Origin of the sequence: Kaistia sp. MMO-174 (genome assembly GCF_037147815.1) — a bacterium.
Taxonomy (GTDB): Bacteria; Pseudomonadota; Alphaproteobacteria; order Rhizobiales; family Kaistiaceae; genus Kaistia; species Kaistia nematophila.
Genome location: NZ_JBBCUO010000001.1, coordinates 1,015,440 through 1,034,584, shown reverse-complemented (window position 1 = coordinate 1,034,584; position 19,145 = coordinate 1,015,440). Strand labels below are relative to the sequence as shown.

At 66.9% G+C, this 19,145-nt stretch carries 18 protein-coding genes; 11 read left to right on the top strand and 7 right to left on the bottom strand.

Going from position 1 to position 19,145, the window contains the following annotated elements; genetic code table 11:
• The first annotated feature begins 34 nt into the window (after positions 1-34).
• Positions 35-388, top strand: coding sequence for a YciI family protein (locus WFK98_RS04605; RefSeq protein WP_266341114.1), 354 nt, complete (start codon positions 35-37; stop codon positions 386-388).
• 25 nt (positions 389-413) lie between these two features.
• The gene (locus WFK98_RS04600) at positions 414-1,646 is read left to right on the top strand and encodes an RNA polymerase sigma factor (protein ID WP_336799414.1); all 1,233 of its coding nucleotides are present in this window, start codon (positions 414-416) and stop codon (positions 1,644-1,646) included.
• Between the two features lie 4 nt (positions 1,647-1,650).
• On the opposite strand, the gene WFK98_RS04595 is transcribed toward WFK98_RS04600, so the two are convergent.
• Positions 1,651-2,229, bottom strand: coding sequence for a TIGR00730 family Rossman fold protein (locus tag WFK98_RS04595; protein ID WP_336799413.1), 579 nt, complete (start codon positions 2,227-2,229; stop codon positions 1,651-1,653).
• Entirely contained in the window at positions 2,226-3,623 is a 1,398-nt protein-coding gene (locus tag WFK98_RS04590; RefSeq protein ID WP_336799412.1) for a M20/M25/M40 family metallo-hydrolase, read from the bottom strand. The genes WFK98_RS04595 and WFK98_RS04590 overlap by 4 nt, the downstream gene beginning before the upstream one ends.
• Positions 3,624-3,832: 209 nt before the next feature.
• Between WFK98_RS04590 and gstA the strand changes: the two genes are divergently transcribed.
• On the top strand, positions 3,833-4,441 hold the full coding sequence (gstA, locus tag WFK98_RS04585) for a glutathione transferase GstA (protein ID WP_266341110.1): 609 nt from the start codon (positions 3,833-3,835) through the stop codon (positions 4,439-4,441).
• A gap of 83 nt (positions 4,442-4,524) precedes the next feature.
• On the opposite strand, the gene WFK98_RS04580 is transcribed toward gstA, so the two are convergent.
• Positions 4,525-6,090, bottom strand: a complete 1,566-nt coding sequence (locus WFK98_RS04580; protein WP_336799601.1) for a helicase HerA-like C-terminal domain-containing protein — start codon at positions 6,088-6,090, stop codon at positions 4,525-4,527.
• A 180-nt stretch (positions 6,091-6,270) separates the two neighbouring features.
• Between WFK98_RS04580 and WFK98_RS04575 the strand changes: the two genes are divergently transcribed.
• A complete protein-coding gene (locus WFK98_RS04575; RefSeq protein ID WP_336799411.1) occupies positions 6,271-6,678 on the top strand; it encodes a DUF4332 domain-containing protein in 408 nt (135 codons plus the stop codon).
• A 367-nt stretch (positions 6,679-7,045) separates the two neighbouring features.
• Here WFK98_RS04575 and WFK98_RS04570 read toward each other — a convergent pair whose 3' ends face one another.
• A complete protein-coding gene (locus WFK98_RS04570) occupies positions 7,046-7,615 on the bottom strand; it encodes a fasciclin domain-containing protein (protein ID WP_420909651.1) in 570 nt (189 codons plus the stop codon).
• Positions 7,616-7,991: 376 nt separating this feature from the next.
• Here WFK98_RS04570 and WFK98_RS04565 point away from each other — a divergent pair, with 376 nt between their 5' ends.
• The gene (locus tag WFK98_RS04565; RefSeq protein ID WP_336799410.1) at positions 7,992-9,170 is read left to right on the top strand and encodes an aminotransferase; all 1,179 of its coding nucleotides are present in this window, start codon (positions 7,992-7,994) and stop codon (positions 9,168-9,170) included.
• A gap of 29 nt (positions 9,171-9,199) precedes the next feature.
• Here the strand turns inward: WFK98_RS04565 and WFK98_RS04560 are convergent, their stop codons facing one another.
• Positions 9,200-9,901: an anti-sigma factor gene (locus WFK98_RS04560; RefSeq protein ID WP_336799409.1), complete on the bottom strand. Its 702-nt coding sequence runs from the start codon at positions 9,899-9,901 to the stop codon at positions 9,200-9,202.
• On the bottom strand, positions 9,891-10,409 hold the full coding sequence (locus tag WFK98_RS04555; protein WP_336799408.1) for a sigma-70 family RNA polymerase sigma factor: 519 nt from the start codon (positions 10,407-10,409) through the stop codon (positions 9,891-9,893). Before WFK98_RS04555 ends, WFK98_RS04560 begins: the two co-directional genes overlap by 11 nt.
• A gap of 204 nt (positions 10,410-10,613) precedes the next feature.
• Here WFK98_RS04555 and WFK98_RS04550 point away from each other — a divergent pair, with 204 nt between their 5' ends.
• Positions 10,614-12,419, top strand: coding sequence for an ABC-F family ATP-binding cassette domain-containing protein (locus tag WFK98_RS04550; protein ID WP_336799600.1), 1,806 nt, complete (start codon positions 10,614-10,616; stop codon positions 12,417-12,419).
• Positions 12,420-12,568: 149 nt separating this feature from the next.
• Here WFK98_RS04550 and WFK98_RS04545 read toward each other — a convergent pair whose 3' ends face one another.
• Entirely contained in the window at positions 12,569-13,627 is a 1,059-nt protein-coding gene (locus WFK98_RS04545; RefSeq protein ID WP_336799407.1) for a LacI family DNA-binding transcriptional regulator, read from the bottom strand.
• A 303-nt stretch (positions 13,628-13,930) separates the two neighbouring features.
• On the opposite strand from WFK98_RS04545, the gene WFK98_RS04540 reads away from it, so the two are divergent.
• The 5 genes from WFK98_RS04540 (at position 13,931) to WFK98_RS04520 (ending at position 19,133) form a co-directional block, all read left to right on the top strand.
• Positions 13,931-15,166, top strand: coding sequence for an ABC transporter substrate-binding protein (locus WFK98_RS04540; protein WP_266339941.1), 1,236 nt, complete (start codon positions 13,931-13,933; stop codon positions 15,164-15,166).
• Positions 15,167-15,281: 115 nt separating this feature from the next.
• Entirely contained in the window at positions 15,282-16,166 is an 885-nt protein-coding gene (locus tag WFK98_RS04535) for a carbohydrate ABC transporter permease (protein WP_442907365.1), read from the top strand.
• Positions 16,166-17,068, top strand: a complete 903-nt coding sequence (locus WFK98_RS04530; protein WP_336799406.1) for a carbohydrate ABC transporter permease — start codon at positions 16,166-16,168, stop codon at positions 17,066-17,068. The genes WFK98_RS04535 and WFK98_RS04530 overlap by 1 nt, the downstream gene beginning before the upstream one ends.
• 3 nt (positions 17,069-17,071) lie before the next feature.
• Entirely contained in the window at positions 17,072-18,160 is a 1,089-nt protein-coding gene (locus WFK98_RS04525) for an ABC transporter ATP-binding protein (RefSeq protein WP_266339938.1), read from the top strand.
• Between the two features lie 217 nt (positions 18,161-18,377).
• Positions 18,378-19,133, top strand: a complete 756-nt coding sequence (locus WFK98_RS04520; RefSeq protein WP_266339937.1) for a sugar phosphate isomerase/epimerase family protein — start codon at positions 18,378-18,380, stop codon at positions 19,131-19,133.
• Positions 19,134-19,145 lie beyond the last annotated feature (12 nt).

Genomic DNA, 19,145 nt, shown 5'->3' with positions numbered 1-19,145 from the left:
ATGGTCCCGCTTTTCGAACGATACAGGGACGGCCATGCAATACGCTTTGCTCTTCTATGAAACCGAGGCGCAGTTCACCACGCGTGATCACGGCCCCGAGACGCAGGCCTATTGGGGCGCCTGGAAGACTTATGTCGACGAGATCAGCGCGGCCGGCATCGTGCGCGGCGGCGAAGGACTGCTCGGCCCGCAGACCGCGACCTCGCTCCGGATCCGCGGCGGCAGTTCGCAGATCCAGGACGGTCCGTTCGCCGACACGAAGGAGCAGCTCGCCGGCTTCTTCGTGATCGAGGTCGCCGATATCGACGCAGCACTCGGCTGGGCGACGAAGGCGCCGTGCGCGCCCTATGGCGGCGTCGAGGTGCGGCCGACCCTGCCCCGGATGTAAGGGGCCGCACGGGCGGAGAGTTCCCATGGCGACGCAGTCGATCGAACATGCGGTCCGCGAAAGCTATGGCCGCCTTGTCGCCATCCTCTCCGCTCGCGATCGCGACATCGCCGCCGCCGAAGATGCGCTGGCAGATGCGATCGTCGCGGCGCTCGAAAGCTGGCCGGACCAGGGAATACCGGATCAGCCGGAGGCCTGGCTTGTCGCCGTCGCACGCCGGCGCCTGGTCGACCGTGCCCGCCGCAAGGCGACGGGCACGGCGGTGGCGCACTCACTGGCGGTGCTAACCGAGCTCTCCGCCGAAGTCGATCCTGCGATTCCCCATTTTCCGGACGAACGCCTGAAGCTTCTCTTCGTCTGCGCCCATCCGGCGATCGATCCGTCGATGCATGCGGCGCTGATGCTGCAGAGCGTTCTCGGCCTCGATGCCGCGCGCATTGCCGCCGCCTTCGTCATCTCGCCCGATGCCATGGCACGGCGGCTGACGCGCGCCAAGGTGAAGATCCGCGACGCCGGCATCGGCTTCGAACTGCCGGACCAGCGGGACCTCGCCGGGCGCCTCGCGCCCGTTCTCGACGCGATCTACACCGCCTATGGCAGCGGATGGGAAGGCCTGGCCGGCGATGCGCGGCCGGACGATCTGGCGTCGGAAGCGATCTGGCTCGGCCGCATGCTGAACGAACTGCTGCCGGATCAGCCCGAAGCGCTGGGGCTGCTCGCGCTCATGTTGCATCTCGAAGCGCGCCGGGCGGCCCGCCGCAAGCCTGACGACGGCTACGTGCCGCTGGCCGACCAGGATCCCGCTCGCTGGTCGAGCCAATTTTTGAACGAGGCCGAGGCGACGCTGCGGCGCGCCGGGCGATTCGGCCAGACCGGGCGATACCAGCTCGAAGCGGCGATTCAGTCGGCCCATGTCGGCCGCAGGCTCACCGGTGCGCCCGACATGGCGACGATCGCCAGCCTTTACGACGCCCTGTTTCGCCACGCACCCGTGCTTGGCGTCGCCGTCGCCCGCGCGACAGCGACGGCAGAGGCCGACGGTGCCGAAGCCGGGCTCCGTCTCCTTGACGAGATCGAGCCCGCCCGCGTCGCCGCCTATCAGCCCTACTGGGCAGCCCGCGCGGAGCTGCTCGCCCGAGCCGACGCCCCCGAAGCCCGGGACGAGGCGCTCCTCGCCTATGAGCGGGCGATCGACCTCTCGAACGACCCCGCGATCCGCGCCCATCTGGCGACGCGGCGGGTCCGTCTTCTGTCCTAGCGGATCAGCGCTCGGTCGGGCCGATCCATTTCGCCAGTGCCACCGGCTGGTAGTTCTCGTAGCGGTCGAGCAGGGTGACCGGGTTGTCGTCGACGATCAGCATGTCGCGATGCTCGGCGCGCACGAAGCCGGCCTCGACCGTGTGATCGAGGAAGGCGTCCAGCTTCTCGTAGAAATTGGCGACGTCGAGCAGGCCGACCGGCTTCTTGTGATAGCCGAGCTGGCCCCAGGTCCAGATCTCGAACAGTTCCTCCAGCGTGCCGAGGCCGCCGGGAAGCGCCACGAAGCCGGTCGAAAGATCGGCCATCATCTGCTTGCGCTCATGCATCGAGCCGACGACGTGCAATTGCGTCAGGCCGGGATGGGCGATCTCCTTGTCGCGTAGCGCCGTCGGGATGACGCCGATCACCTCGCCGCCGGCCATGAGCGCCGCATCGGCGACCGCTCCCATCAGGCCGACCTTGGAGCCGCCATAGACGAGCGCGGCGCCGCGTTCGGCAATGGCGCGCCCGAGCGCCACCGCCGCCTCGCGATAGTCCGGGCGGAAGCCGGCGCTCGAACCGCAGAAGACGCAGATCTTCACGAAGTGCTCTCCTCGGACAGGGCGGCGAGAATGCGCGCCCAGGAACGGATGCCGCCATGGAACGAGGAGAGATTGTACTTCTCGTTCGGCGAATGGATGCGGTCGTTCTCCTGCGCGAAGCCGACCATCAGCGCGTCGAGGCCGAGCACGGTCTTGAAGTCGCCGGCGACCGGGATCGAGCCGCCGGAGCCGACGACGACGCATTCATGGCCCCATTCGTTGGTCAGCGCCGCGCGCGTCTTCACCAGCGCCGGGTTCTCGGCCGAGAGGCGGATGCCCGGCGAGCCGCCATGCGGCGTGAACTCGACCGTGCAATCGGCCGGCAGCTTCGACTGCACATAGGCGCGGAAGGCGGCGCGGATCTTGTCCGGGTCCTGCTTGTCGACGAGGCGGAAGGAGACCTTGGCGAAGGCCTGCGAGGCGATCACCGTCTTGAAGCCCTTGCCGGTATAGCCGCCGGAGATGCCGTTGACCTCGCAGGTCGGCCGCGCCCAGATCTTCTCCAGCACGCTGCGGTCGACCTCGCCCGCCGGCACGGAAAGACCGACCTCGCCGAGGAACTTCTCGGGATCGAAGCCGAGCGACTGCCACTGCTGGCGGATGCTGTCGGGGATCTCGCCGACGCCGTCATAGAAGCCCGGCAGCGTGACGCGGCCGTTCTCGTCGCGCAGCCCGTCGAGGATCGAGACGAGGACGTGGATCGGATTGCTCGCCGCGCCGCCATACATGCCGGAATGCAGGTCGCGCGAGGCGGCGGTGATGGTGATCTCCTCGCCGACGAGGCCGCGCAGCATGGTGGTGACGGCCGGCGTCTCGGCGTCCCACATGTTCGTGTCGCAGACGAAGGCGAAATCGGCTGCGAGCTCGTCCTTGTTGGCCTTCATGAACGGCACGAGATTGGCGCCGCCCGATTCCTCTTCGCCCTCCAGCAGGATCGAGACGGGGATCGGCAGCTTGCCCGTGACCGCCTTCCAGGCGCGGAACGCCTCGATGAAGGTCATCAGCTGGCCCTTGTCGTCCGAGGTGCCGCGCGCGACGATCTGCTTGGTGCCGTCGGCGGCGGTGACGATGCGCGGCTCAAAGGGCGCGGTTTCCCAGAGATCGAGCGGGTCGACCGGCTGCACGTCGTAGTGGCCATAGAACAGGGCGCGCGGTCCCTTGCCGCCGTCCTGGTGACCGACGACCATCGGATGCCCGGCGGTCGGACGGGCGCTGGCGTCGAAGCCGATCGAAGCGAGGTCGGCGGCGATCATCTCGGCCGCCTCGCGGCAGGCGCCGGCATAGGCGGGATCGGTCGAGATGCTCTCGACGCGGATCAGCTTGAAAAGGCGATCGAGGCTGTTTTCGATATCGGCGTCGATATGGGCGAGGACGTCGGCGAGGCGATCGGACACGAGCGGGCTCCGGGCAATGAGCGCGCGCTGGCACGCGCGAGAAGGGCTCCTGATACGCCTGCATCCCGCAAAAGAAAAGGCAATAGCCGGTGGACACGGCGAACGCCAAAAGACGCATTGCGCGACGCTGTTGCAAAGCCCACCTTAGAAACCGTTCCCACCGCAGGGCCGTCTTCTGGAACAGATGGCCCCTCCCCAGGAAGAGTTGCATGAAGCTGTACTACGCTCCGGGCGCCTGCTCGCTGTCGCCCCATATCGCGCTCCGCGAAGCCGGCCTCCCCTTCACCATGGAAAAGGTGGACCTGCGCGCCAAGACCACGGAAAGCGGCGCCGACTACAAGGCGATCAACCCGCGCGGCTATGTGCCGGCGCTGCAGCTCGACGACGGCCGCGTGGTCGCGGAAGGCCCCGTGATCGTGCAGATGATCGCCGACCTCGCGCCCGGCTCCACGCTCGCGCCCGCCCTCGGCACGCCCGAGCGCTACCAGCTGATGGACTGGCTCGCCTTCATCGCCACCGAGCTGCACAAGGGCTTCAGCCCGTTCTTCAACCCGGCCGTGAACGACGAAGCCAAGCAGAGCTTCCGCCAGCGCCTGGCGCTGCGGCTCGACTATCTGACGAAGGCGCTCGGCGACAAGCCCTACCTGATGGGTGATGATTTCAGCGCCGCCGACGGCTACCTGTTCACGGTGCTGCGCTGGGCCAAGGGGTTCAAGTTCGAGCTCGGCCCGACGCTCGACGCCTATTTCGACCGCGTCGCCGCCCGTCCGGCGGTGAAGGCTGCGCTCGAGGCCGAAGGCCTGCTCGCCGCCGCCTGATCCGGCGCGTCACGCCCCAAAAAGAAATCCCCGGCGTTTCGGCGCCGGGGATTTTTTGTGCCTGCCTTCGGACGATGCACCGCTCAGCGTGGGCGGAGAATGCTGCCGAGGACGCCGCGCACGATCGAACGGCCGACCGAGCCGCCGATCGAGCCGGCGACGCTCTTGCCGATATTGGCGGCGACGTCGCCCGCCACGCGGTTGGTGACGGTGCGCGTCACTTCGCGGGCGACGCGCTGCGTCGCCGTGAAGCGCTCGCCGCGCTTCTTGTTGGTGCCGAGCAGCGAGCCGAGGATGCTGCCGACGTCGAAGCCGCCGGCGGATCCCTGCGCCGGGGCGGCATCGGCTTCGGCCGGGGCATTGGCCTCGGCCTGGCGGCCCAGGATCTCGTAGGCCGACTCGCGGTCGATCGTCTTGTCATAGGCGATGCCGATCGGGCTCGCGGCGATGATCTGACGGCGCTCCGCCTCCGTCACCGGGCCGATGCGCGAGGATGGCGGGCGGATGAAGGTACGTGCGACGATGCTGGGCACGCCCTTCGGCTCCAGCGTCGAGACCAGCGCCTCGCCGACGCCGAGCTGGGTGATGACGTCCATGGTCTTGAAGGCCGGATTGGGCCGGAACGTGTCGGCCGCGACCTTGACCGCCTTCTGGTCGCGCGGCGTGTAGGCGCGCAGCGCATGCTGGACGCGGTTGCCGAGCTGCGACAGTACGCTGTCCGGCACGTCAAGCGGGTTCTGGGTGACGAAATAGACGCCGACGCCCTTCGAACGGATCAGCTTCACCACCTGCTCGACCTTTTCGAGCAAGGCCTTGGGCGCTTCATCGAACAGCAGATGCGCCTCGTCGAAGAAGAAGACGAGACGCGGCTTGGCCGGGTCGCCGACCTCGGGCAGCACCTCGAACAGTTCGGACAGCAGCCAGAGCAGGAAGGTCGCGTAGAGGCGCGGCGAGCTCATGAGCTTGTCGGCGGCGAGCACGTTGACCATGCCGCGACCGTCGATCGTCGTGCGCATCAGGTCGGCGATGTTGAGCGCCGGCTCGCCGAAGAAGGCGTCGCCGCCCTGGTTCTCCAGCACCAGAAGCTGGCGCTGGATCGCCCCGACCGAGGCCTTGGTGACGTTGCCGTACTTCGCCTGGATGGTGTCGGCATTCTCGGCCATGAAGCCGAGCATGGCGCGCAGGTCCTTCAGGTCGAGCAGCAGCAGCCCCTGCTCGTCGGCGACGCGGAAGGCGATGGTGAGCACGCCCTCCTGCGTGTCGTTCAGGTTCATCAGCCGCGCCAGCAGCAGCGGCCCCATCTCGCTCACCGTGGTGCGGATCGGGTGTCCCTGCTGGCCGAACAGATCCCAGAACACTGTCGGGCAGGCGCTGAACTTGTATTCATCCGCGAAACCGATCTCCTCGGCGCGCTTCAGCAGGAAATCCTTCGGCTCGCCCACCTCGGCAATGCCGGAGAGATCGCCCTTCACGTCGGCGCAGAACACCGGCACGCCGGCATCGGAGAAGCCCTGCGCCATCACCTGCAGCGTCACCGTCTTGCCGGTGCCGGTGGCGCCCGTGACCAGTCCATGCCGGTTGGCGAGGCCGAGCAGGAGATATTCCGGCTTGTCGCTTGTCCCGAGATAGATCTTGTCCGCTTCCAGCATCGGCATCGACACATTCCCCACGTCGCCCCTCCGAGGATCGGAAGGCACAATCGACCTTATAGACCCCCGCCCGTGCGGCGCAATCTTCCGGCGACAAGACGGCTTGCCATGACGCAACGTCCGGGCGAACATCCAAGTCTAGACTTCCAGCACTTGGGATTCGCTCAGGAGAGTTCGAGAATGTCTTACCCCATCCTAGATATCGAAGGCATCGGTCCTGTCTTCGCCGAGAAGCTCGCGACGGCCGGCATTCGCACGACCGGCGCGTTGCTGGAGCTGGCCAAGGATCCAAAGGGGCGCAAGGCACTCGCCGAGAAATCCGGCATCGACGAGCACAAGATCCTGAAATGGGCCAACATGGCCGACCTGATGCGCATCAAGGGCGTGGCGGAAGAATATTCCGAGCTGCTGGAAGCGGCCGGCGTCGACACGGTCAAGGAACTGAAGATGCGCCGGGCCGACAATCTCACCGCTAAGATGGTCGAGATCAACGCCACCCGGAAGCTGGTGCGCCAGCTGCCGTCGGAAAAGCTGGTCGAAAGCTGGATCGAGCAGGCGAAAGAACTGCCGCCCATGCTCACCTACTGATCCCGCGACGCCTGCCCCATCGCATCGACGATCCGGGCGACGCGATCGTCCGGACCTTTTGTCGTGCCTAGACGGATGGGCGGCGCGAGGGCGACGGACGTCATGGGGTGGCTGAAGGGTATCATGAATCCGGACACCGTTCCGGCGGGCGGGGCGGCCTCCGGAACGGTGCCCGGTGCGCGGCTCGCGGAAGCGCGCTGCGCGGAGGGAGGCGGGCGAATGCCGGGAGTTGGGGCGGATCGCCAACCGTCTGTGAGTGTTACGCGGCGATGGCCGGAAAGGTTTCAGCAGCACGAGAGTTTGATCGGGCTGCCGCATCGGCCTCGCCCGCGAACCCGGCCGCGGCCGGGTTCGCGGGGAGCGGCGATCAGGGTATCAGCACCGTGTTGATGACGTGGATCACGCCGTTCGACTGGTTGACGTCGGCGATGGTGATGCGCGCCTTGTCGCCCTTGGCGTCGATGACCCAGATCTTCTTGCCGTCGACCTGGAACTTGAGCGGCTCGCCCTGCACGGTCTTGTATTCGGCCATGCCGTTCATCTTCTTGGCTGCCTTCATGATGTCGGCGGCGGAAATCTTGCCGGGAACGACATGATAGGTCAGCACGGCGGTCAGCTTGTCCTTGTTGGCCGGCTTCAGGAGGGTGTCGACCGTGCCGGCCGGCAGCTTCGCGAAAGCTTCATTGGTCGGCGCGAACACGGTGAACGGCCCCGGCCCCGCCAGCGTATCGACCAGGCCGGCGGCCTTCACGGCGGCGACCAGCGTGGTGTGATCCTTCGAATTGACCGCGTTTTCGACGATATTCTTGTTCGGATACATCGGCGCGCCGCCGACCATCACGGTCTTGGCGATGACGGGGGTCGTCGTCATGGTGGCGCCGCCGAGCGCGATGGCGGCAATTGCGGCGGCACGAACGATCTTGGCAAATCGGGACATCAATCTTCCTCCTGTCGCGTCGGGGGCCTCCCCGAACGTCGATGCACATCCAGCTTTTCCGAAGCCGCGTCACGGAGCCGCCAATAAAACCAGGATCAGGCAACGGGATACACTTGCCGAAGATCGCACGACCGGGGTGCGAGCCTCATGCCTATACAGATCATGGCCTTTATGGATTGGTTCCGAAGCGTTCTTCCACACACCTATACGGCGCAACGCCAAAACAGTTTCAGCGAGCTCGATAAAAATCGTCGATGACGACGACGGCCGACGCGGACGGGAGAAATTCCGCCTCGCCCGAAGGCGCTTCGATGGCACGCGATTGCTTGCGCCGGCGAAGCACGCGCCATAATGTCCGCGCCGAGTGGAGTTCCCTATGAAACCGACCAATCCCGTCTTTACCGGCCTTCCCACCACCATCTTCGAAGTAATGTCGCGGCTCGCGATCGAGCACGGCTCGATCAATCTCGGCCAGGGCTTTCCCGATGTCGACGGACCGGAGGACGTGCGGCGCGCGGCGGCCGAGGCGCTGATCGCAGGGCCGAACCAGTATCCGCCGATGATGGGCGTGCCGGCGCTCCGCCAGGCCGTCGCCGCCGCCAACAAGCGCTTCTACGGTCTCGACATCGACTGGAAGACCGAGGTTCTGGTCACCTCGGGCGCCACCGAGGCGCTTGCCGACATCTTCACCGCGATCATCGAGCCCGGCGACGAGATCGTCGTGATCGAGCCGCTCTATGACTGCTACCTGCCGATGATCCGCCGCGCCGGCGGCATCCCGAAACTGGTGCGCGTGACGCCGCCGCATTGGGAACTCGACACCGGCGCGTTGGCCGCCGCCTTCTCGGACCGGACCAAGGCGATCCTCATCAACAATCCGATGAACCCGGCCGCCAAGGTGTTCACGCGCGACGAGCTGACCTTCATCGCCGAACTCTGCGTGCGCCACGACGCCTATGCGATCTGCGACGAGGTCTACGAGCACATCGTCTTCGACGGCCGCGAACACATCCCGCTGATGACGCTGCCCGGAATGCGCGAGCGCGCCATCCGCATCGGCTCGGCCGGCAAGACCTTCTCGCTGACCGGCTGGAAGGTCGGCTATGTCACCGCGACGCCGCGCCTGCTCGACCCGATCGCCAAGGCGCACCAGTTCACCACCTTCACGACGCCGGCGGCGCTGCAGCAGGCGGTGGCCTATGGCCTCGGCAAGGACGATTCCTACTATGCGGGCCTTGCCGGCGACCTGAAGAAGAAGCGCGACCGCCTCGCGGCCGGGCTGTCGGCGCTCGGCTTCGGCGTCGTGCCCTGCGCCGGCACCTATTTCGTCACCGCCGATTTCGCGCCGCTCGGCCTCTCCGGCAGCGATGCCGAGATCTGCCAGCGCATGACGGTGGAGGCCGGCGTGACAGCGGTTCCGGTCTCCGCCTTCTATGATGGCAACGCCCCGGCGACCTTCGTGCGCTTCTGCTTCTCGAAGCGCGACGAAATCCTCGACGGCGCGCTGGAACGGCTCGGCGCCTGGATCTCCACGCGCGTGAAGGCGGTGGCGTAGCGCCACCTCCCCTCATCGGGCGCCGGCGGTCACTCCGCCGGCAGCAGATCGCCGACGAACACGACCGGCCCGGTCGCCTGGCCGGTCGGCGAGCCGCCCTTCGGCTCGACCGAGATGGCGAGCTTCTCGCCCGGCTTCAGCGAGACGTTCATCGGCCTCAGGTCCGAAATGTTGTCGGCGACGCCCATCGAGACGGTCGGTCCCTCGGCCGGCACCTGCCAGAGCTCGAAACTCTTGTCCGGCGGCGGCGCGGCGCCGACGCGGCGCAGCCGGATCGTGCCCGAAGCGGTATCGACCGAGGCCACGAAGGCCGGCTTGCCGCCATCGCCGTTCAGCACCGCGACATAGCTCATGCCGGCCGTCGTCGGCGGCGCCACCTCGCGCTCGCTCAGGACGAAGATCGCAAGCCCCGCGGCGATGGCGCCAAAACCGATCGTGGCGACGCGCAGCCGGCGCACGGTGCGCTCCAGCCTCAGAATGCGCGCGCCTTCCGCCAGCGCCGGGCCAACAGACCGGACGCGCGAGAGCAGCGCCGGCCAAAGCCCGGCGGGAGGCGCCTGTTCGCCGGCAGAATCGGCCAGCGGCTGCAGGCGCTCCGCCCATTCGCCAATGGCCGCGCGCAGCTGGGGTTCGCGCGCGCTGCGCGCCTCGGCCGCTTCGCGTTCCGGCCGCTCGAGCGTCCCGAGCACATATTCGCCCGCCAGCCCGTCGATATCGTCGTCATCGGCCACCGAGGCACTCCTTCAAGGCGATCAGGCTCCGTCGCAGGATCGTCTTCACGGTCGCGACGGGCTTGTCGAAGCGGCGCGACAGTTCCTCCCGGCTATAGCCATAGCTATAGGCCAGCAGGACCATGCCGCGCCGATCGGGCTCCAGTCCTTCGAGGCAACGCCGTAACTCCGCCCCCGTCATGCCGTCCGTCGCGGTGCCGGGGGCCGGCAAGGTGTCGGCCAGCGCCTCGTCGATAACGACCGCGGTCTTCGATACGCGCTCCGGCCCCTTGCGGATGGCGTCGATCGCCGCATGGCGCGCAATCGTCGTCATCCAAGTCATGGGGGACGCTACCGACGGATCGAAACGGTCGGCGTGGTTCCAGATCCGGACCCATGCCTCCTGCAGCGTCTCTTCAGCGGCTGCCTCACTGACAGCGATACGGCGGACCACGGCGAAAAGTTTCGCGGAAGTCCGGTCATAGAGCCCTTTGAAGGCGGCCTCGTCGCGCGAGGCGACCTCGCGCATCAGCGCGACCAGTTCCGCCTGTGCAGGTGCGTCGAAAACCCGTTGGATCAAGGTCGTCCTCCCGTCCCGGCCGATCGGGTTGGCTAAGTCTAGGCGAAACTCGGCGATCCGGCCATGGGCTCGACGACGGCGGAGAGAAGCCACGCATCGGAACGGCGCGCGATCCGCCTTGCTACCGCCCTCGGCGACCGCTACATCCCGCGCATGGCTCCTCCTCTGCTCCTCCTTCAGGACATCCGCCTCACCTTCGGTGGCCGTCCGCTCATCGAAAACGCGACGCTCTCCGTCTCCGCCGGCGAGCGTCTTTGCTTTGTCGGCCGCAACGGCTCCGGCAAGTCGACGCTGCTGAAGATCGCCGCCGGCACGGTCGAGGCGGATTCCGGCACGCGCTTCGTGCAGCCCGGCGCGACCTTGCGCTACCTGCCGCAGGAGCCGGATCTTTCGGCCTATGCGACGGTGCGCGCCTATGTCGAAGCAGGCCTCGGGCCGGGCGACGATCCCTATCGCGCGACCATGCTGATGGAAGCGCTGGGCCTGACGGGCAACGAGGCGCCGGACCAGCTTTCCGGCGGCGAGGCGCGCCGCGCCGCGCTGGCGCGCGCCATCGCGCCGGAACCGGACGTGCTGCTGCTCGACGAGCCGACCAACCATCTCGACCTGCCGGCGATCGAATGGCTGGAAGAGACGCTGAAGTCGATGCGCTCGGCGCTCGTCCTGATCAGCCATGACCGCCGCTTCCTGGAGCGCCTGTCGAAGGCGACGCTGTGGCTCGACCGCGGCACGACGCGCCGGCTGGAACAGGGCTTCACCGCCTTCGAGGAATGGCGGGACAACGTCCTGCACGAGGAAGAGAAGGAGCGCGAGCGCCTCGACCGCAAGATCAGCCAGGAGCTCGACTGGGTCCGCTACGGCGTCACCGCCCGGCGCAAGCGCAACATGGGCCGCCTGCGCAAGCTCGAGGGCCTGCGCCAGGAGCGCCGCGACCAGCGCCGCGCCGTCGGCAGCGTCAAGCTCTTGGCGAGCGAGGGCGACGTTTCCGGCAAGTCGGTGATCGAGGCGATCGATGTCTCGAAGTCGTACGGCGAGCGCGCCATCGTGCGCGATTTCTCGACCCGGATCCTGCGCGGAGACCGCATCGGCCTCGTCGGCGCGAACGGCGCCGGCAAGACGACGCTGCTGAACCTGCTGACCGGCGTGCTGGCGCCCGACAGCGGCATCATCAAGCTCGGCACCAACCTGCAGATGGTGACGCTCGACCAGCGCCGCGAAAGCCTCGACGCCAACCTCCGCCTCGCCGACGCGCTGACCGAAGGGCGCGGCGACAACGTCATGGTCAACGGCCAGCCGCGCCATGTCATCGGCTACATGAAGGACTTCCTGTTCACGCCCGAACAGGCGCGCGCGCCGATCACGGCGCTATCCGGCGGCGAGCGCGGCCGTCTGATGCTGGCCCGGGCGCTCGCCCGTCCGTCCAACCTCCTGGTGCTCGACGAGCCGACCAACGATCTCGACCTCGAGACGCTGGACCTGCTGGAAGAGCTGCTCGACGACTATGAGGGCACGATCCTTCTCGTCAGCCACGACCGCGACTTCCTCGACCGCGTCGCCACCTCGGTGATCGTCGCCGAGGGCGACGGCCGCTGGACCGACTATGCCGGCGGCTACACCGACATGCTGGCGCAGCGCGGCGCCGCAGCGCCGACCCGCACCGTCGCCAAAACCGAGCGCAAGGACGACAAGAAGCCGGCCGCCGACAAGGCGCCCGCCTCCAGGGGCAAGCTCTCCTTCAAGCAGAAGCACGCGCTGGAGACGCTGCCGGCGAAGATCGAGGCGCTAACCGCCGAAATCGCGAAGCTGGAAGCGACGCTTGCCAAACCGAACCTGTTCGCCAGCGACCGCAAGGCGTTCGACACGGCGAATACCCGCCTCGCCGCCGCGCAGCATGAGCGCGACGCGGCCGAGGAGGAATGGCTGACGCTGGAAATGCTGCGCGAGGAACTGGCGGGCTAGGCTTCAAGCAAGCCCCTCACCCAACCCTCTCCCGCAAGCGGGCGAGGGCTTGTGGCCGGCGGCGCTTGCAGCGTGGAGCTCGATGTGTCGACAGGGTTCGGCGAGCCCCCTCGCCCGCTTGCGGGAGAGGGTCGGGGTGAGGGTCTTCCCTACCCCATCCGCCGCACGCTCTCGCGCACGACCAGTTCACACGGCAGCCGCACCTTCGAGGTCGAGGGGCTGCCATCGCGCGCCGACGCCATCCGCCGCAACAGGTCGGCCGCGGCGAGCCGGCCCATCTCGGTGCGCGGCTGGCGCATCGTCGTCAACGCCGGATCGTAGTGCACGGCATATTCGGTATCGTCGAAGCCGATGACGGACACGTCGCCGGGAATGCTGACGCCGCCGTTCTTCAGCGCGCGCATGAAGCCCAGCGCGATTTCGTCGGCCGCCGCGAAGACCGCCGTCGGCTTGTCGGCGAGCGCGAAGAAGTCCCGCGCCGCGCGATCGCCCGAGGCGAAGTCGAAATTGCTGGCGCCGCGCCAGATCAGCGCCTCGTCGACCGGCAGGCCCGCTTCCCGCAGCGCGTCGCAATAGCCGCCGAGGCGCTCGTTCGCCTCGAGCCCGCCCTCGGCGCCGGGGATATGGGCGATGCGGCGGTGGCCCTGCGCGATCAGGTAGCGCACCGCCTCGGCCGAGGCGCCGCGATTGTCGACGTCGAACACGGAAAACTGCTCCGTGCCGGGGATCTCCGAAAACATCAGCGACATCGGCACGGTATCCGGCACCGACACGAATTCCTCGTCGCGCGGCACGTTGCCGGTGACGACCAGCACGCCGTCCACCTGCCCGGCGCGAATCACGCGGGCATAGTGGGTTTCGCGGCTGCGGCTCTGGCGGGTGTAGCCGATCAGCACGCCGTAGCCGCCCTCGGTGAACACTTCCTCCAGCGCGTTCAGCACCGGCGTGAAGAACGAGTTGCCGATGCCCGGCAACAGGACCAGCACCATCTTGGTCGATTTGGCGCGCAGCGAGCGGGCGGCGGCGTTAGGGGTGTAGCCGGTCTCGCGGATGGCGGCGAACACCGCCGCGCGCGTCGCCTCGGTGACCCGGTCGGGCAGCGCGATGGCGCGACTGACCGTCGCCGTCGAGACGCCGGCCCGGCGCGCGACGTCCTGGATCGTCACGGTGCGAGGAGCGCCGTCCGCGTCCGCTTCTCGTGTTGGCACCCGATTATCCCTTCCTGGAACGTTCCCCGATGAAGACGAGTCACCGTTCCACTCTCCTCTCGCCAGGCGGCCCTTGGCCGTCCGGTCGCGTTTCCCCGCACCGGTAGCCGCTTCGCGGCAAAGCGAGCTAGCCGGATCTTTTCTTTTGCAGTGCAAAATAACTTTGCGTTGACAGCCGCCATGGGGAGTATACGGTAGATGTAATCGATTACAAGAATTCGGGCGTTCAAGTCCGACGGATCGGACGGACGTTCGCGAATTGGCGCCTTTGAGGAAAGGCGTTGAACCCCGGGAGGAGTAAGCATGAAGCATTTCACCAAGGCGCTGCTCGGTGCGGCAGCAGTCGTGGCCCTGATGGCCGGCCCGTCGGTCGCAGCCGAGAAGGCCGAGGTCATCCACTGGTGGACCTCCGGCGGCGAATCCGCTGCCGTGAAGGTGTTCGCCGACCAGTTCAACGCCGCGGGCGGTGACTGGGTCGACGCCGCGATCGCCGGTGGCGAAGCCGCGCGCGCCGCAGGCATCAACCGCATCGTCGGCGGCAACCCGCCGACCGCCATGCAGTTCAACACCGGCAAGCAGTTCGAGGACCTGGTCGCCCAGGGCCTGCTCAACAATCTCGACGACGTCGCCAAGGCCGACGGCTGGGACAAGTTCCTGTCGCCGGTGCTGGTAAAGGCGGTCTCGCGCGACGGCCACTACTATGCCGTCCCGGTCAACATCCACTCGAACAACTGGCTCTGGTACAACACGGCCCTGCTCGAAGCGAACAAGATCGAGCCGCCGAAGACCTGGGACGAGCTGTTCGCCGCCATGGACAAGCTGAAGGCCGCCGGCGTCATTCCGATGGCGCAGTCGGGCGACGCCTGGACGCAGCTCCTGCTCTTCAACGACGTCCTGCTCGGCGTCGGCGGCCCCGAGCTCTACATGAAGGTCTATCAGGACAACAACGCCGATGCGGTGAAGTCGCCTGAATTCGCCAAGGTCGCCGAGACGTTCGGCAAGCTGCGCAACTATGGCGACGAAGGCCAGCAGGGCCGCCAGTGGAACCAGGCCACGGGCCTCGTTGTCGGCGGCAAGGCCGGCTTCAACTTCATGGGTGACTGGGCCAAGGGCGAAGTCATCGCCGCCGGCCTGACTCCGGGCAAGGAAGTCGGCTGCGTGCCGGGCATCGGCAACCAGGTCTACTGGATCGGCGGCGACGTGTTCGTCTTCCCGAAGACCGACAACGCCGACGCCCAGAAGGCCCAGGCGCTGCTGGCCCACACCATGCTGACGCCGGAGACCCAGGTCGCCTTCAACGCGAAGAAGGGCTCCGTCCCGGTTCGCGGCGACGTCGACACGTCGAAGCTCGACGCCTGCGCCCAGGCCGGCCTCAAGCTGCTCGCCACCGAGGGCGCCTCGGTTCCGGGCTTCGACTTCCTGCAGACCCCGGACGCGATCGGCTCGATCCAGGATCTGATCGGCCAGTTCTGGACGACCCCGTCGCAGACCCCGGCCGACCTGCAGGCGAAGTTCGCCGAAATCATCGCCTCTGAGTAACAGGACAGCGACCCGGCCGGTTCTCCGGCCGGGTTTCCTCCTCGATCCGGCGCCGCCGTCAGGGTGAGCCGGTCCACGGCGAGTCATATCCGCCGCGCAATCGGAGTGCGTTATCTTGAAACCACGATTCCTACGCTTCTGGATGGCGCAGGTGGCGCTGACGCCTGCCTGGCTGATCGTGATCTTCGCCTATGTCGGAACCATCCTCTGGACCATCCAGATCTCGTTCACGAGCTCGAAGGTGTTCCCGGTTTCGAACTATGTCGGCTTCTCGCAATATACGCGGCTGTTCGGCTCTGACCGCTGGATCATCTCGGTTCAGAACCTCGCCATCTTCGGCGTGATCTTCATCATCGGCTGCCTGGTGCTGGGCTTCCTGCTGGCGGTGTTCCTCGACCAGCGGATCCGCGCCGAGAGCATGTTCCGCACGATTTTCCTCTACCCCTACGCGCTGTCGTTCATCGTGACCGGCCTCGTCTGGCAGTGGACACTGAACCCGACGCTGGGCATCCAGCAGACCGTGCGCAACTGGGGCTTCGAGAGCTTCACCTTCGACTGGCTGACCCGCGGCGACCGCGCGATCTACGTCATCGCCATCGCCGGCATGTGGCAGGCCTCCGGCCTCGTCATGGCGATCCTGCTCGCCGGCCTGCGCGGCGTCGATGGCGAGCTTTGGAAGGCAGCCAAGGTCGACGGCATCCCGACCTGGCGCGTCTATGTCCACATCGTCATCCCGATTCTGGCGCCGATGTTCGTCACCGCGACCGTCCTTCTCGCCACCGCCGTGGTGAAGGTCTACGACCTCGTCGTGGCGCTGACCAATGGCGGCCCCGGCATCTCGACCGAAGTGCCGGCCAAGTTCGTCATCGAATATCTGTTCCAGCGCCAGAACCTCGGCCTCGCCACCGCCGCCTCGACCGTCATGATGATCACGGTCCTCTGCGTCCTGGCGCCCTGGCTCTACGTGCAGTATTTCCGCCAGCCGAGGAGCGCCCACTGATGGCTTCCCTCACCGCCTCCGCGCATGTCGAGCCCTCGGGCCCGCGCCCGAAGCGCATCGGCCCCGCCCGCTACGGCGTCTACGCCTTCCTGATCATCTCGGCGCTGTTCTTCCTGATCCCGCTTTACGTCATGATCGTCACGTCGCTGAAGCCGATGGACGAGATCCGGCTCGGCAACCTGTTCGCGCTGCCGATGTCGCCGAGCTTCGACGCCTGGGTGAAGGCGTGGTCGCAGGCCTGCACGGGCCTCAACTGCAACGGCATCCATGTCGGCATGCTGAACTCGATCAAGATCCTGGTGCCGAGCGTGATCCTGTCGATCGCCGTCGGCTCGGTGACGGGCTACGCCCTCTCCTTCTGGCGGCCCAAGGGCGCCAACGTGCTGTTCGGCGTGCTGCTGCTCGGCGCCTTCATCCCCTACCAGGTGTTCCTCTACCCGCTCGTGCGCATCCTCTCGATGGTGTCGCTCTACAATTCGATCCCCGGCGTCGTGTTCGTGCACACGATCTTCGGGCTGCCGCTGATGACGCTGCTGTTCCGCAATTTCTACGCGGGCATCCCGATCGACCTGTTCAAGGCGGCGCGCGTCGATGGCGGCGGTTTCTGGGCGATCTTCCTGCGGCTGATGCTGCCGCTCTCGACACCGATCATCGTCGTCGCCGCGATCCTGCAGATCACCGGCATCTGGAACGACTTCCTGTTCGGCCTGATCTTCGCCGGGCGCGAGAACTTCCCGATGACCGTGCAGCTCAACAACGTCGTCAATTCGAGCTTCGGCGAGAAGGAATACAACGTGAACATGGCTGCCACGATCCTGACGGCGCTCGTGCCTCTCTTCGTTTACTTCGTGTCGGGACGCTGGTTCGTTCGCGGCATCGCTTCCGGCGCCGTGAAGGGGTGATCCATGGCTAATGTCTCCATTCGCGACCTCGAGATCGAGTTCGGCAATCTCAAGGTCCTGAAGAACCTTGATCTGGAAATTGCGCCGGGCGAGTTCATCGTACTGCTCGGACCGTCGGGCTGCGGCAAGTCCACCCTGCTCAACGCGGTCGCCGGCCTGCTCGACGTGTCGGCCGGCCAGATCTGGATCGGCGGCAAGAACGTCACCTGGGAGGAGCCGAAGAACCGTGGCATCGGCATGGTGTTCCAGTCCTACGCGCTCTATCCGCGCATGACCGTCACCGGCAATCTTTCCTTCGGGCTGAAGATGGCCAAGGTGCCGAAGGACGAGATCGACAAGCGCGTCGCCCGCGCCGCCAAGATCCTGCAGATCGAGCCGCTGCTGAAGCGTCGCCCGTCCGAGCTGTCGGGCGGCCAGCGCCAGCGCGTCGCGATCGGCCGCGCCCTGGTGCGCGACGTCGACGTGTTCCTGTTCGACGAGCCGCTCTCCAACCTCGACGCCAAGCTCAGGACGGAGCTGCGCGTCGAGCTGAAGCGCCTGCACAACGAGCTCGGCTCGACCATGATCTACGTCACGCACGACCAGATCGAGGCGCTGACGCTCGCCGACCGCGTCGCGGTGATGAATGGCGGCGTCATTCAGCAGCTCGCCTCGCCGAAGGAGATCTACCGCCGGCCGGTCAACCGCTTCGTCGCCGGCTTCGTCGGCTCGCCGTCGATGAACTTCATCAACGGCACGCTCTCGGTCGAGGGCGGCAGCGCCTCGTTCAAGCTGGCGGATGGCGGCCTCGTCGACCTCGCCGGCTATGAATTCGAAACCCCGCCCGAAAATGGCCGCCCGGCGACGCTCGGCATCCGGCCGGAGCAGATCGACCTCGTGCATCGCGAGGCGGGGGCGAAATCCCTGCCGGTCAACCTGACCCTGCTGGAGCCGATGGGCGCCGACAGCCTGGTCTGGGGCGACGTCGCCGGCACGCAGTTCTCGGTCCGCATCGACGGCGACGCGCATGTCGAGACGCCATCCAGGGTCGAGGCCTTCTTCCAGCCCGCCCACGCATCGATCTTCGATCTCGCGACGGGCCAGCGCCTCTAGCGCGGCCTTCGAGCCCGACGAACGCCGGATCGCGCCGACGGCGCGCTCCGATAAAGAATTGGATCGGTTCATCCTTTCCATGAAAGGATGAAGCGCTTCAGCCAGACGACCCGACGCGGACCTCCAGGCCATCCGGCCGGAGGCCCTCGCCCCCCGCTCTCTACTGCCTGCGGTTCAAGGCGCTCTTCCTACGAACGGTTTCAAGAAAGACATCTCCATGTCGAAGCACAAGATCTCGTTTCAGCTCTATTCCGCCCGCAATTTTCCGCCGCTCGAGACCGTCCTCGAGGGCCTTGCCAAGATCGGCTATGACGCGGTCGAGCCCTACTACCCGCTCTATGGCGACGACGCCGCCGGCTACCGCAGGAAGGTCGACGCCGTCGGCCTCGTGACCCCGACCTTCCACGCGCCGCTCGACGGCGTCGTCGGCGAGACCAGCCGCTTCATCGACATCGCCAAGACCATCGGCGCCGAGGCGATCGTCATCCCCTATCTCGTCGCCGAACAGCGCCCGACCGACGTTGACGGCTGGAAGAAGCTGCATGACAGCTTCGCCGGCGCGGCGGAGAAGGCGAAGGCAGCCGGCCTCGGCCTCGGCTACCACAACCACGACTTCGAATATGTCACGCTCGCCGACGGCTCGCGCCCGATCGACCACCTGATCGGCAACGGCGTCGTCTCCGAGCTCGACATCGGCTGGGTCGCCCGCGCCGGCAAGGACGCCGCCGCCGAGATCGACAAGCTCGCAGACAGCACGATCGCCTTCCACATCAAGGACCTGGCCCCGGCCGGAACCGCCGAGGAAGACGGCTGGGCCGATGTCGGCCACGGCACGATCGACTGGAAGGCGCTCTGGCCGCATATCGAGAAGGCGAAGAACGCCAAGATCCTCGTTGCTGAGCATGACAATCCGGCCGACTGGAAGCGCTTTGCCGAGCGTTCCTTCGCGGCCATCAAGGCCCTGGTTTCCTGAAAGGCTCCCTCG

What these genes read in the sequence shown, in the direction of transcription:
- WFK98_RS04565 (WP_336799410.1), top strand. Translation starts at nt 7,992, where the DNA reads ATGAAACCGACCAATCCCGTCTTTACCGGCCTTCCCACCACCATCTTC.
- gstA (WP_266341110.1), top strand. Translation starts at nt 3,833, where the DNA reads ATGAAGCTGTACTACGCTCCGGGCGCCTGCTCGCTGTCGCCCCATATC.
- WFK98_RS04605 (WP_266341114.1), top strand. Translation starts at nt 35, where the DNA reads ATGCAATACGCTTTGCTCTTCTATGAAACCGAGGCGCAGTTCACCACG.
- WFK98_RS04550 (WP_336799600.1), top strand. Translation starts at nt 10,614, where the DNA reads ATGGCTCCTCCTCTGCTCCTCCTTCAGGACATCCGCCTCACCTTCGGT.
- WFK98_RS04600 (WP_336799414.1), top strand. Translation starts at nt 414, where the DNA reads ATGGCGACGCAGTCGATCGAACATGCGGTCCGCGAAAGCTATGGCCGC.
- WFK98_RS04525 (WP_266339938.1), top strand. Translation starts at nt 17,072, where the DNA reads ATGGCTAATGTCTCCATTCGCGACCTCGAGATCGAGTTCGGCAATCTC.
- WFK98_RS04540 (WP_266339941.1), top strand. Translation starts at nt 13,931, where the DNA reads ATGAAGCATTTCACCAAGGCGCTGCTCGGTGCGGCAGCAGTCGTGGCC.
- WFK98_RS04520 (WP_266339937.1), top strand. Translation starts at nt 18,378, where the DNA reads ATGTCGAAGCACAAGATCTCGTTTCAGCTCTATTCCGCCCGCAATTTT.
- WFK98_RS04575 (WP_336799411.1), top strand. Translation starts at nt 6,271, where the DNA reads ATGTCTTACCCCATCCTAGATATCGAAGGCATCGGTCCTGTCTTCGCC.
- WFK98_RS04580 (WP_336799601.1), bottom strand. Translation starts at nt 6,090, where the DNA reads ATGCTGGAAGCGGACAAGATCTATCTCGGGACAAGCGACAAGCCGGAA.
- WFK98_RS04570 (WP_420909651.1), bottom strand. Translation starts at nt 7,615, where the DNA reads ATGTCCCGATTTGCCAAGATCGTTCGTGCCGCCGCAATTGCCGCCATC.
- WFK98_RS04555 (WP_336799408.1), bottom strand. Translation starts at nt 10,409, where the DNA reads ATGCGCGAGGTCGCCTCGCGCGACGAGGCCGCCTTCAAAGGGCTCTAT.
- WFK98_RS04530 (WP_336799406.1), top strand. Translation starts at nt 16,166, where the DNA reads ATGGCTTCCCTCACCGCCTCCGCGCATGTCGAGCCCTCGGGCCCGCGC.